We start from the raw sequence: 11,754 nt of genomic DNA on the forward strand, positions 1-11,754 counted from the left end.
CACGGCCCAAACATCAAGCGGCGTCGGCGGACAGCCCCTGTACCGATTTTCACGCCCGCGGGGCGTCACCGCAGGTGAACGGTCGACTCCTATGGAACCGCGCTCCTGTGCGCGGCCTGCGGACTCCTGCTGCTCCTCGTCCTGCTGTGGCCGCTGACGCTCTACGGCCGGAGCCGCGCCGCCCTCGCCCGGCTGCTGCTCGCCCCACGCGAGGCGGAGGAGCGCCTCGCCGAGGTGACGGAGTCCCGGGCCCGGCTGGTGGCCGCCTTCGAGGCCGAGCGGCGGCGGATCGAACGGGATCTGCACGACGGGGCCCAGCAGCGGCTGGTCGCCCTGAGCATGACGCTCGGGCTCGTCCGCCTCGACGCCCCGCCCGAGCTGGCCGGCCGGCTCGCGGCCGCCCACCGCGAGGCCGACCAGGTCCTCGGCGAACTGCGGGAGTTGATCCACGGAATTCATCCCCAGGTGCTCGCGGACTACGGTCTCGCGGACGCGATCGCGGATGCCGCCGACCGGTCCGCCGTACCCGTGGAGGTGGAGGTCGCCCTTCCCCGGTTCTCCGAACCCGTCGAGTCCGCCGCGTACTTCGCGGTGCGGGAGGCGCTCGCGAACGTGGGAAGGCACAGCGGCGCGGACCGGGCGTGGATCAGCGCCGGATGCGGGGAGGGGGACCGGCGGGGGAGGAGGCTGTGGATCGAGGTGCGGGACGACGGGCGGGGAGGCGCGACGCGGCCCGGCACCGGTGCCGCCACGGGCCGCGGCGGCACCGGCCTCACCGGCCTCGCCGACCGGCTGGCGGTCCTCGATGGAACACTGACCGTCGACAGCCCACCGGGCGGCCCCACCGTGCTGCGTATGGAGATCCCTTGCTGAGAGTCGTGCTCGCCGAGGACAGCGTGCTGCTGCGGGAGGGGCTGGCGGGGCTCCTGGACCGCTTCGGTCACGAGGTGGTGGCGGCCGTCGGAGACGCGGAGGCGCTGCGGGACGCCGTGTCGGCGTACGCCCCCGACCTCGTCGTCACCGACGTACGGATGCCGCCCGGCTTCCAGGACGAGGGGCTGCGCGCGGCCCTCGCGCTGCGCACGGCCGACCCGCGCCTTCCGGTGCTCGTGCTCAGCCAGTACGTCCAGCGCGCGTACGCCGCCGAGCTCCTCGACACCGGGGACGGCACCGGCATCGGCTACCTCCTCAAGGACCGCGTCGGGCAGGTCGAGCAGTTCGCGGAGGCGGTGGAGCGGGTCGCGGCGGGTGGGACGGTCGTGGACCCCGAGGTCGTACGGCAGTTGCTCCGCCGGCGGCGTGATCCGCTGGAGGCGCTGACACCCCGCGAGCGCGAGGTCCTCGCCCTGGTCGCCGAGGGCAGGTCCAACGGCGCGATCGCGCGTGAACTGGTCGTCACCGAGGCCGCCGTCGGCAAGCACATCGGCAACATCCTGGCGAAGCTGGAGCTGCCTCCGGCCGAGGGCACGCACCGCCGGGTACTGGCCGTACTGGCGTATCTGCGGGGGTAGTCGGGGCCCGCCGACGTCTTTCGAACGACGTCGCGGCGAGGCATTCCGGCCGCTTCCCGCGGGGAGGATATCCGGGCACGTGCGCCGAGGAGGGCCGTGCGCGGCGAGCGCGAGCCGACATGAGCGCGAGCCGAGGAGAGCCCGAGCAGAGGGAAGAGGGACCTGCGTTGCCTGATCCGGGTCGCGGACACGGAAGCCGCCGGGCGGTCCCGCCCCGGCTCACGTCCGGGCCGGTGAGTCCGTGGGCCGGGCCCACCCAGCAGCTTGTCATGCCCCTGCAGGCCAGGCCGCCTCCCCGGCGGACCGCAGCCCCGGTCGAACCGTGCGCCGGCCGGGCGGTCCGACAACCCCCACCCCGACCCTCGACAAGCACCCGAAAGGCACTCATGTCCCCCACGCATGACACGCTCGACCGCGGACACAACGACGATCTGTTCACCTTCGTCAGAGCCAGCCCCTCGCCCTATCACGTGGTGGCGAGCGCGGCGCAGCGCCTGGAGAAGGCGGGCTTCGCGGAGTTGCGGGAGCGGGACGACTGGACGGCCGGAGCGGAGGGAGGCCGGTACGTCGTCCGCGGGGGAGCGCTGCTCGCCTGGTACGTCCCGCCGGGTGCTCCCGCCCGCACCCCGTTCCGGATCGTCGGCACGCACACCGACTCACCGAACCTGCGGGTCAAGCCCACACCGGACACCGGCGCGGCCGGGTGGCGGCAGATCGCCGTGGAGGTCTACGGCGGCGTGCCGCTCAACACCTGGCTCGACCGCGATCTGGGCGTCTCGGGGCGGCTGGCGCTGCGCGACGGTTCGACCCGGCTGGTCTGCGTCGACAAGCCACTGCTGCGGGTGCCGCAGCTCGCCATCCACCTCGACCGGACCGTCAACGAGGGACTCGCCCTGGACCGGCAGCGGCACATGGCCCCGCTGTGGGGGCTCGGCGACCCCCGGCCGGGCGCCCTGCTCGGCCGGATCGCCGACGAGGCCGGTGCCGACGCCGCCGAGGTCCTCGGCTGGGACCTGATGCTGCACGACATCCAGCCGCCCGGGTACCTGGGCGCGGACGAGGAGTTCATCGTCGCTCCGCGCCTCGACAACCAGATCTCGGTGCACGCGGGCGTCACCGCCCTGGTCGCCGCCGCGGGCGCCGCGCGGCCGCCCGCGCACATCCCGGTGCTCGCCGCCTTCGACCACGAGGAGGTCGGCAGCGGATCGGAGTCCGGAGCCCAGGGCCCCTTCCTGGAACGGGTGCTGGGCCGCGCCGTGACCGCCCGGGGCGGTGGGGCGGAGGACTTCCACCGCGCCCTCGCCGGCGCGCTGTGCGTCTCCTCCGACATGTCCCACGCCGTCCATCCGAACTACGCCGAACGCCACGACCCGGATCACCGCCCGCTGCCCAACGGCGGACCCGTGATCAAGGTCAACGTCAATCAGCGGTACGCCACCGACGGCACCGGTGCCGCGGCCTTCGCCGCCGCGTGCGAACGGGCCGCCGTGCCGTGGCAGCCGTTCGTCTCCCACAACGCGATGCCGTGCGGGACGTCGATCGGCCCGATCACCGCGGCCCGTCTCGGCGTGCCGACGGTCGACGTGGGTGTGGCCGGACTCTCGATGCACTCGGCGCGGGAGCTGTGCGGGGCGCGTGACCCGGGGCTGCTGGCGCGGGTGCTGACGGAGTTCGTCACGTCGGAGTAGGCCGGGCGTTCCGGGGGCGCGGGAGGTTCCCGGGAATGCATGAAGGCCCCCCACATGCGTGGAGGGCCTTCACCAAGGTGCGCCGCCAGGGACTCGAACCCCGGACCCGCTGATTAAGAGTCAGCTGCTCTAACCAACTGAGCTAGCGGCGCATGACTCTCGCCTCCCGCTTCCGCGGGCGGCGACAAAAGAAATACTACCTGGTCCGCGTGGATGGTTCCGACCACCCGGGCGGCCACCGGTCCGACCGCGTGACCGGCCCCCGATCGGCCAGCGGGCGGGATCGGGGGTCGGCCCGGTGCGGGCCCGGGATGCGACCGGTGCGGCCGCTGTCAGATCGCGAGGGAGAGCAGCACCGGAGTCGCGCCGCGGTTCAGCGTGTCCGCGGCGCGGCGCAGCCGGTGGGCGTGCTCGACCGGGAGGGAGAGGGCGAGACAGCCGACGGAGGAACCCGCGGTGATCGGGACGGCCGCGCAGACCGTGCCGATCGCGTACTCCTGGAGGTCGAGCACGGGCACGGTGGCCGGCTGGGAGTCGAGGCGGGACAGCAGGAGCCGCTCGCTGGTGATGGTCCGCGAGGTGAGGCGGGCCATCTTGTGGCGGGCGAGGTGGTCACGGCGGCCGTTGTGGTCGAGCTGGCCGAGCAGGCTCTTGCCGACCGCGCTGGCGTGCGCGGAGGACCGGAAGTCCACCCATTCGTTGACCGCGGGGGTCGCCGGGCTCTCCGCGTACTGGGTGACGTGCACCTCGCCGTCGATGTAGCGGCTGATGTAGATCGCGGCGCCGACCGAGTCGCGGAGCCGGTCGATCGTCTGCTGGAGCTTCTCGCGCAGGGCCTGGTCGCGGCCCTCGGCGGAACCGAGGCGGCTGAGGGCGGCGCCGGTGACGTACGCGCCGTCCGTGACCTGCTCGACGTAACCCTCCCTGCGCAGCATGCGCAGCAGTGCGGTCAGCCGGCCGGCGCCGAGGCCGGCCTGGCGGGCGAGTTCGGCCTCGGTGACACCGGTGGTGTGCCGCGCCACCGTCTCCAGGACGCGGAGAGCGTCCTGGGCCGAGTGGTACGGCGCGGTCGGCTCGTTCATCAGCGCCACGGTTTCCCCCTGCGCTTCATGGCCCGGCTCAAAAAAGACGTCGGCCCGGACAGCTGGCCTCACTCCACGATAGCCGTCAAGGAGCCATCTGTGAGCGTCTGTTGACGAGATTGGCGGTGCGCTCCGTGCCTCTCAGCAGGAGCGCACCACTCTGGCATATGCCAAAGGCATGTCACATCGGGCATGCCCCAGGGGTCGGACCTCGCCCCTTCCCGTAAGTGCTCCCCCTCCGCCCCTTGTTCACTCCCGGACTTCAGAGGACCGCGCTGAGGAATTCCCTGGTCCGCCCGTGCTCCGGGTCGCCGAAGATCCTCTCCGGCGGGCCGGACTCGATGACATGGCCAGAATCGAACATAAGAACCTGGTCCGAGATGTCCCGGGCGAAATTCATCTCGTGAGTCACACAGAGCATCGTGATGTCCGTGGTGCGGGCGATGTCACGCAGGACATCCAGGACTCCCGCGACCAGTTCGGGGTCGAGCGCGGACGTCACCTCGTCCAGCAGCAGCACTTGCGGCCGCATCGCCAGCGCGCGGGCGATCGCCACGCGCTGCTGCTGGCCGCCGGACAGCCGGCCGGGCCGCTCGTCGCACTTGTCCGCGAGGCCGACCAGGTCGAGCAGTTCGCGGGCCCGCTCCTCGGCCTCGTCCCTGGACAGGCCGAGGACGGTGACGGGCGCCTCGGTGACGTTCCTCAGCACGCTCATGTTCGGGAACAGGTTGAACTGCTGGAAGACCATCCCTATCTTCTTGCGGACCTCGCGGACCCGCTTCTCGTCCGCGGGGAAGAGCGGGTCGCCGGCGACCGTGATCGTGCCCTCGTCGGGCTGCACCAGGGTCATCAGCAGCCGCAGGATCGTCGTCTTGCCGGAACCGGACGGGCCGATCAGCGTGACGTGCTTCCCGGAGTCGACGCGGAAGTCGAGCCCGTCGAGGACGGTGTTGTCGCCGAAGCGCTTGGTGACCTTGTCGAACCGGATCAGCTCGCTGCCGTCCACGGGGGGATTGGCAAGGTCCAACAGGGGGCCGGTGTCGGTGTTCGTGTCAGCGGACAAGGCGTCGCTCCAGGGCTCGCAGCAGCAGGGAAGCCGGGTAGGAAATGAGGATGAAGGCCACGCCGATGACCGTGAGCGGCTCGGTGAACTGGAAGTGCTGCTGCGAGTACAGCCGCGCCTCCCCGAGCATCTCCAGCACGGTGATCGTCATCAGCATCGGGGTGTCCTTGAGCATGGCGATGACGTAGTTGCCGAGCGCCGGCACCACACGGCGGACCGCCTGCGGCAGGATCACCGCCGTCCAGGTGCGCCGCAAGGGCAGGCTGAGCGCCGTGGCCGCTTCCCACTGGCCGGCGGGCACGCCCTCGATGCCGGCCCGGTAGACCTGCATCGTGTACGTCGAGTAGTGCAGCCCGATCGCGACGACACCGGTGGTCAGCGCGGAGAACGTGATGTTCCACTCGGGCAGCACGTAGAAGAGGAAGAACAGCTGCACCAGCAGCGGGGTGTTGCGCACGAACTCGGTGACGACCCCGACCGGCCAGCGCACCCAGCGCGTCGGTGTCCGCATGAGCAGGGCCCACACCAGACCGAGAACGAACGAGATCACCGAACCGAGGGCCAGTGCCTGAAGGGTGATCAGCAGGCCGTCCCAGAAATGCGGCATGAAGTCGCCGACGGCGTTCCAGTCCCACGTCATGAGGCACCTCCGCCCGTGGTGGCACCGGCACCGGCGCCCACGCCCGTCGTCCGGGCCCGCTTCTGCGCACGCGCCACGGCGTCGCTCTGGGGCTCCTTGCCGATCCCGGCCCTGAGCCGCTTCTCCAGCCCGCGCATCAGCCGGGTGAGCAGGAAGGCGATGACGAAATAGATGAGCAGGACGTACGTGTAGACCTCCGCGCTCTGCTGGAGCGCGAGCCGCACCAGGTTGGCGCTGAACGTCAGATCACCCATGCCCATCACGGAGACCAGCGCCGTGCCCTTCAGCAGTTCGATCAGCAGGTTGCAGAAGGACGGGATCATCTCCGGCACCGCCTGCGGCAGCAGGATCAGCCGCATCCGCTGCCAGTGCGTGAAGCTGAGCGCGATACCGCCCTCGCGCTGGGCCGGATCGACCGCGTTCAGCGCGCCGCGCACGATCTCCGAGCCGTACGCCCCGTACGTCAGCCCCAGCGCCAGCGTGCCCGCCCACAACGGGACGAGCTGCCAGCCGAAGGCGAGCGGCAGCACGAAGTACACCCAGAAGATCATGATCAGCGCTGAGGTTCCGCGGAACACCTCGGTGTAGAAGCCCGCGAGGAAGCGGACGATCCACCGTCGCGAGGTGCGCGCGATGCCGACCAGGAAGGACATGGCACCGGCCAACAGAGCGCTGAAGAACAGCAGTTGGACGGTGACCCAGATGCCTTCGAGTACGAGTTGCCAGAGTCCCGATGTCATCCGCGGCACAGCTCCTTCGCGGTCATGTCGGTCATCTCGGCCTCGGTGAAGCCGAACGGCCGCAGGATGCGGAAGAGTTCACCGCTCTCCTTCATCTTCCGCAGCTCGACATTGAAGGCGTCCCGCAGCCTCGTCTCCGGCGAACGGAACGCGAAGCCGCCGCCGTCGACGTGCGGCTTGCCCTTGACCAGCGGCGCGAAGGGCTTCGTGCTCTCGGCCTTGCCGGACTGCTTCACCACCTCGCGCGTGGTCAGCGCGGTCCCCGCGAAGACGTCGGCGCGCCCCGCCTCGACCGCGTTAAGCCCGGCGACCTGGTCGGGCACGATCAGGATGTCGCTCTCCTTGTACCCGGCCTCGACCGCGTACTGGATCTCCGCGTAACCCGTCCCCGTCGCGAACCTGGCCTTCTTCGCGACGACGTCCTTGTAGTCGTGCAGCCCCTTCGGATTGCCCTTGCGCACGATGAACGCGTCGAGCATCCGGTAGTCGGGGTCGGCGAAGATGACCTGCTCGCAGCGCTCGGGGTTGATGTACATCCCGGCGGACACGACGTCGAACTGCTGCGAATTGAGCCCGGGTATGAGCGAGCCGAACTCGGTCGGCACCGGCTGCACGCGGTCGACCCCGAGCCGCTTGAAGACGGCCTTCGCCAGCTCCGGTGCCTCGCCGGTCAGTTCGCCGTCCCGGTCGATGTAGCCGAAGGGGATCTCGCCCGCGATCCCGAGGCGGACGACGCCCTGCGCCTTCAGCCGGTCGAGGAGATCACCGCCGTCCTTCGCGGACGCCGTGGCCACGCGACTGCAGCCGGCCGCGCCGAGCGCACCGAGCGCCGCGGCCCCCGCGAGCAGTGACCGGCGGGTCGTCCCGGACGGGTGTCTGTCATTTCCACGTGCGTTTCCACGTGCTTTCCCTAGTGGTGGAGCCATGGCCGCGCGGCTACCCGGGACCATGCGATGTATTCGGACCGGTTCCGGCCCCGCGCGCCCGCGGTGCGCATCGCCTCCGCGGGGGAGACGCCCGGCTTCCGATGGGTCTGCCCCGATCAGCGGTCGCCTTCGCACTCGCCTTCGCGGAACGGCCGGGGCGACGGCGCCGGGGGTGCCACCCCGGCAGGCGTCGGGGGTGCCACCCCGGCGGCTCCCGCCTCGTACAGCGCGTGCGCCGTCCGCAGGACGAGGTCGTCCCGGTGCCGGGCGGCGACGATCTGCAGGCCGACCGGCAGACCGTCGCCGTCCACACCGACAGGGACCGTCGCCGCGGGCTGCCGCGTCAGGTTGAAGGGGTACGTGAACGGGGTCCAGCCCGTCCAGCGGCGCAGGCCCGACCGGGCCGGGACCTCGATGCCCGCCTCGAAGGCCGTCAGCGGCAGAGGCCCAGGGCGGTTCAGTGTCCGGGTACGTACCCGCGCTTCTTGTCGACCACGTTCGACAGGGGCTTGCCCGCGGCCCAGCGCTCGTACAACTCCACGAACTGCAGGCCCAGTTCATCCCGCCAGCCGACCGTGTCCCCGCTCATGTGCGGTGACACGATCAGACCCGGGGCCTCCCACAACGGGCTGTCGGGGCCGAGCGGTTCGTGCTGGAAGACATCGAGGGCCGCGCCCGCGATCCAGCGCTTCGACAGCGCCTCGGCGAGCGCCTCCTCCACGACGAGCTGCCCGCGTCCGACGTTGATGAAGCGGGCCGAGGGCTGCATCATCCCGAAGCGCCGCGCGTCGAACATGCCGCGCGTCTCCTCGGTGAGCGGTGCCGCGGACACCACCCAGTCGGCGCGCGCCATCAGCCGGTCCAGCTCCCCCGGACCGTGGATCCCGGTGCGCGGGGTACGCCCCACCAGGGCGGTGGTGACATCGAGTGCTTTGAGCGTGCGGACGATCGCCCGCCCGATCGGCCCGGACCCCACCACGCAGGCCCGGGTCCCGGCCACGCGCTGCGACTCGCGGTGCCGCCACTGGTGGCTCCGCTGCAGGTCCCAGGTCCGCGGCAGGTCCTTCGCCATGGCGAGCACCAGGGCCGCGACGTACTCGGCGATCGGCCGGTCGAACACTCCGCGCGCGTTGGTCACCACGGTGTCGGAGGCGGCGAGCTCGGGGCACATCAGATGGTCGACGCCCGCGCTGGCGGTGTGCACCCAGCGCGGCCGCGGCCCCTCGCCCGGCCAGGCACGGCGCACGGCGTCCGAGGCGAAGTCCCACACGAGCAGCGCGTCCGCGTGCGGCAGCCGCTCCGCGAGCGTGGACGCGTCGGCGTGCTCGATCCGGACGCGACCGGTGAGCCGGCCGAGACGGGGGAGCGGGTCGGCGTCCAGGACGAGCAGGGTGACGGGGGCCGAGGGGCGGGACGGGCCAGGGGACATACGGGCGTTCATCGGGGGAGACCGTTTCGCAATGCGAGTCCGCTCTTCTGGTGGATCCTGCGGCGAATGACCGGGGAGACGTGCGGGCGCAGCCGGCCCGAGCCGTCCGAGACGCGCGGATCGACCACGCTCGCACCCGAACCTACCGTCGTCAACACGAGCCCGCATACGGTGCGTTGCCCGCCTGTTTCCCTTCGTGAGGCCGGTGCCCGCCCCGGACGCTTCCTTTCCCGGAGGTCCGTTCCGCAGTGCGGGGTCGGCCCGGACCCGGCCCGCCCGGTCGCCGAGCACGGGCCGCCGGGCGACACGGTCCGCGCCCCACGCGGTCGCGCCCGAGGTCGTCGCGTCCGCGTGCGCATCAGGCAGCCTCGTCGGCGGAGCCGCTGTCACCGCAGGGTCACCCCTTCGGGTGACTGCGGGAAAGGGAGTGCCCGGGTGCACGGCGTCCGCCGGCGTGATTCCGCAGTTCAGACGGGACCGCGGGACACGGCGCCCATGCAAATACGGGTAAATATGGGCGTGCCCGCGTCACCTGGGTACCCGGGCGGTGGGCCCTTGTCAGCGGCTGATCGATCCGGCCGCCCGCCGGGGACCCGTACCGCCCGAAGAACAGGAAGGTTGGGCATGACCTCACTCGGATTCCTCTACCCGGGACACTCGGCCGAGGACGACTACCCCCGCATCGAGCAGCTGCTCGGCAGCGACGTCCGCCTGACCGTCGTCCACACGGACATGGGGGAGGACGCCCACCGCGTGGACGCGCTCCTCGAAAGGGGCTCGGCGCAGCGCCTCGAGGCGGGCGTCGAGGAGCTGCGCCTGGCCGGTGCGGAGGCCGTGGTCTGGGCGTGCACGAGCGGCAGCTTCGTGTACGGCCTGCAGGGCGCCCATGAGCAGGTCCGCGGCCTCGCCATGGCGGCCGGCCTGCCCGCCTCCTCGACGTCCTTCGCCTTCGCGCACGCGGCGCGTGAGATCGGGGCGACCCGGGTCGCGATCGGGGCGACCTACCCCGACGACGTGGCCGCGCTCTTCGCCGCGTTCCTGAAGGAGGCGGGCACGGAGGTGGTGGCCGTGCGCGGCTCCGGTGTCGTGACCGCCTCCGAGGTCGCCACCTGGGACTACGACCAGGTCCTCGCGCTGGCCCGGGAGGCGGACCGCCCGGACGCCGACGCGATCCTCCTCCCCGACACGGCCCTGCACACCGCGTCCCACCTGCCGGACCTGGAGAAGGACCTCGCCAAGCCGGTCCTCACGGCGAACCAGGTCTCGGTCTGGGAGGCCCTGCGCCTGACCGACCGCCGAGTGAACGCCCCGGAACTAGGCACCCTCTTCACGAGGGAACCCATCGTGCAGGTGTGATGGCAGAACCCAGCCCCTCCGGCAAGATCCAGCACCTCCGCAAGATCCAGCACCTCCGGCGATTCAAGATCCAGCCCCTCCGGCCTCCGGGGAGCGGGGGTCTGGGGGCGGGGCCGTCAGGGGAATAACCGGAGCCACCCTCCTGTTCGTATGCGGAGGACATCATCGCGTACGCAACAGGAGGCACCCCGGTGGACGAGACGGCCGAGACGGGCGAGATCCGAGGCACGGCACAGGGCATCGCCCCCGTGCCGCTCTCCGTTCTGGACCTGGTCACCGTGGGCGCGGGCCGCACCGCGACCGACGCCCTCCGTACCAGCGTCGGCATCGCCCGCCTCGCGGAATCCCGCGGCTTCCACCGCTACTGGGTGGCCGAACACCACTCGATGCCCGGCGTGGCCAGCTCCTCGCCCGCGGTGATCCTCGCCCACCTGGCCGCCCACACGGACCGCATCCGGCTGGGCTCCGGCGGAGTGATGCTCCCCAACCACGCCCCCCTGGTCATCGCGGAACAGTTCGGCACCCTCGAAGCGATGGCCCCGGGCCGTGTCGACCTGGGCCTCGGCCGCGCGCCCGGCACGGACGGCGCGACAGCCGCGGCGCTGCGCCGCACCCAGCGCCTCAACGAGGGTGCCGACGACTTCCCCGAGCAGCTCGCGGAGCTCACCCGCTTCCTGGACGACGACTTCCCCGACGGCCACCCCTACGCCCGTATCCACGCCGTTCCCGGGCCCGTCCAGTCGACCTCGCCGGGCGGGGTCCAGTCCCCGCACCGGCCCACGATCTGGCTGCTCGGCTCCTCCGGCTTCAGCGCCCGCCTCGCCGGATCGCTCGGCCTGCCGTTCGCCTTCGCGCACCACTTCTCGGCGCAGAACACGATCCCGGCGCTGGACCTCTACCGCGACTCCTTCCGGCCGAGCGCGGTCCTCGACGCCCCGTACGCCCTCATCGGTGTCTCCGCCCTCGCCACGGACGAGGAGAAGGAGGCCCGCCGCCAGGTGCTGGCCGCCGCTCTGAACATGGTCCGTCTGCGGACCGGCCGCCCGGGTCTCGTGCCGACCCCGGAGGAGGCGGAGGCCTATGAATTCAGCCCGATGGAGCGGGAGTTCATCGACTCCTGGAACTCCAACGTCATTCACGGCACCGCGGACGAGGTCCGCGCCGGTCTGGACGACCTCCAGAAGCGCACCGGCGCCGACGAGTTGATGATCACGGGCAACGCGCACAGCGGCGACGTGCGCCTGCGCTCGTACGAACTGATCGCGGACGCCTACGGGTTGCCGAAGGGGCAGGGCACTCGGGCCTGAGGGCCGGGGCGC

Annotated in this window: 10 protein-coding genes, 1 tRNA gene and 2 pseudogenes; 5 read left to right on the forward strand and 8 right to left on the reverse strand. The window is 71.7% G+C overall.

The window, feature by feature from the left end:
- Nucleotides 1-81 precede the first annotated feature (81 nt).
- From ACWD68_RS30725 to ACWD68_RS30735, 3 genes and pseudogenes are all read left to right on the forward strand, one after another.
- Nucleotides 82-873 (forward strand): annotated as a pseudogene (locus ACWD68_RS30725) (sensor histidine kinase); the annotation flags it as partial.
- Nucleotides 867-1,511 (forward strand): response regulator, encoded by a 645-nt coding sequence (locus ACWD68_RS30730; RefSeq protein ID WP_451809723.1) that lies wholly within the window; start codon nt 867-869, stop codon nt 1,509-1,511. The pseudogene ACWD68_RS30725 and the gene ACWD68_RS30730, both read left to right, overlap by 7 nt.
- Nucleotides 1,512-1,897: 386 nt before the next feature.
- Entirely contained in the window at nt 1,898-3,199 is a 1,302-nt protein-coding gene (locus ACWD68_RS30735; protein ID WP_451809724.1) for a M18 family aminopeptidase, read from the forward strand.
- Nucleotides 3,200-3,277: 78 nt separating this feature from the next.
- Here ACWD68_RS30735 and ACWD68_RS30740 read toward each other — a convergent pair.
- The 8 genes and pseudogenes from ACWD68_RS30740 to ACWD68_RS30775 form a co-directional block, all read right to left on the reverse strand.
- Nucleotides 3,278-3,351, reverse strand: a tRNA-Lys gene (locus tag ACWD68_RS30740).
- Between the two features lie 180 nt (nt 3,352-3,531).
- On the reverse strand, nt 3,532-4,290 hold the full coding sequence (locus ACWD68_RS30745; protein ID WP_451809725.1) for an IclR family transcriptional regulator: 759 nt from the start codon (nt 4,288-4,290) through the stop codon (nt 3,532-3,534).
- Between the two features lie 253 nt (nt 4,291-4,543).
- Nucleotides 4,544-5,344 (reverse strand): ectoine/hydroxyectoine ABC transporter ATP-binding protein EhuA, encoded by an 801-nt coding sequence (gene ehuA / locus ACWD68_RS30750; RefSeq protein ID WP_451809726.1) that lies wholly within the window; start codon nt 5,342-5,344, stop codon nt 4,544-4,546.
- Nucleotides 5,334-5,984, reverse strand: a complete 651-nt coding sequence (ehuD, locus tag ACWD68_RS30755; protein WP_451809727.1) for an ectoine/hydroxyectoine ABC transporter permease subunit EhuD — start codon at nt 5,982-5,984, stop codon at nt 5,334-5,336. Before ehuD ends, ehuA begins: the two co-directional genes overlap by 11 nt.
- Complete coding sequence (gene ehuC, locus ACWD68_RS30760) at nt 5,981-6,724, reverse strand: ectoine/hydroxyectoine ABC transporter permease subunit EhuC (RefSeq protein WP_451809728.1); 744 nt, start codon at nt 6,722-6,724, stop codon at nt 5,981-5,983. The genes ehuD and ehuC overlap by 4 nt, the downstream gene beginning before the upstream one ends.
- Nucleotides 6,721-7,650 (reverse strand): ectoine/hydroxyectoine ABC transporter substrate-binding protein EhuB, encoded by a 930-nt coding sequence (ehuB, locus tag ACWD68_RS30765; protein WP_451809729.1) that lies wholly within the window; start codon nt 7,648-7,650, stop codon nt 6,721-6,723. Before ehuB ends, ehuC begins: the two co-directional genes overlap by 4 nt.
- 116 nt (nt 7,651-7,766) lie before the next feature.
- Nucleotides 7,767-8,093, reverse strand: a pseudogene (locus ACWD68_RS30770) (amidase family protein); the annotation flags it as partial.
- 14 nt (nt 8,094-8,107) lie between these two features.
- Nucleotides 8,108-9,079: a D-2-hydroxyacid dehydrogenase gene (locus ACWD68_RS30775; RefSeq protein ID WP_451809730.1), complete on the reverse strand. Its 972-nt coding sequence runs from the start codon at nt 9,077-9,079 to the stop codon at nt 8,108-8,110.
- A 624-nt stretch (nt 9,080-9,703) separates the two neighbouring features.
- Between ACWD68_RS30775 and ACWD68_RS30780 the strand changes: the two genes are divergently transcribed.
- Both ACWD68_RS30780 and ACWD68_RS30785 read left to right on the forward strand, forming a co-directional pair.
- Nucleotides 9,704-10,435 carry a maleate cis-trans isomerase family protein gene (locus ACWD68_RS30780; RefSeq protein WP_451809731.1) on the forward strand — a complete coding sequence of 244 codons (732 nt, stop codon included), beginning with the start codon at nt 9,704-9,706 and terminating at the stop codon, nt 10,433-10,435.
- A gap of 191 nt (nt 10,436-10,626) precedes the next feature.
- The gene (locus tag ACWD68_RS30785) at nt 10,627-11,742 is read left to right on the forward strand and encodes an LLM class flavin-dependent oxidoreductase (RefSeq protein ID WP_451809732.1); all 1,116 of its coding nucleotides are present in this window, start codon (nt 10,627-10,629) and stop codon (nt 11,740-11,742) included.
- The last annotated feature ends 12 nt before the right edge of the window (nt 11,743-11,754 follow it).

The organism is Streptomyces sp. NPDC005141, assembly GCF_053599975.1.

Bases quoted from the DNA above. Each gene is read 5' to 3' on its own strand.
- ACWD68_RS30775 (WP_451809730.1), bottom strand. From the start codon at position 9,079: ATGTCCCCTGGCCCGTCCCGCCCCTCGGCCCCCGTCACCCTGCTCGTC.
- ACWD68_RS30735 (WP_451809724.1), top strand. From the start codon at position 1,898: ATGTCCCCCACGCATGACACGCTCGACCGCGGACACAACGACGATCTG.
- ehuD (WP_451809727.1), bottom strand. From the start codon at position 5,984: ATGACGTGGGACTGGAACGCCGTCGGCGACTTCATGCCGCATTTCTGG.
- ACWD68_RS30780 (WP_451809731.1), top strand. From the start codon at position 9,704: ATGACCTCACTCGGATTCCTCTACCCGGGACACTCGGCCGAGGACGAC.
- ehuB (WP_451809729.1), bottom strand. From the start codon at position 7,650: ATGGCTCCACCACTAGGGAAAGCACGTGGAAACGCACGTGGAAATGAC.
- ehuC (WP_451809728.1), bottom strand. From the start codon at position 6,724: ATGACATCGGGACTCTGGCAACTCGTACTCGAAGGCATCTGGGTCACC.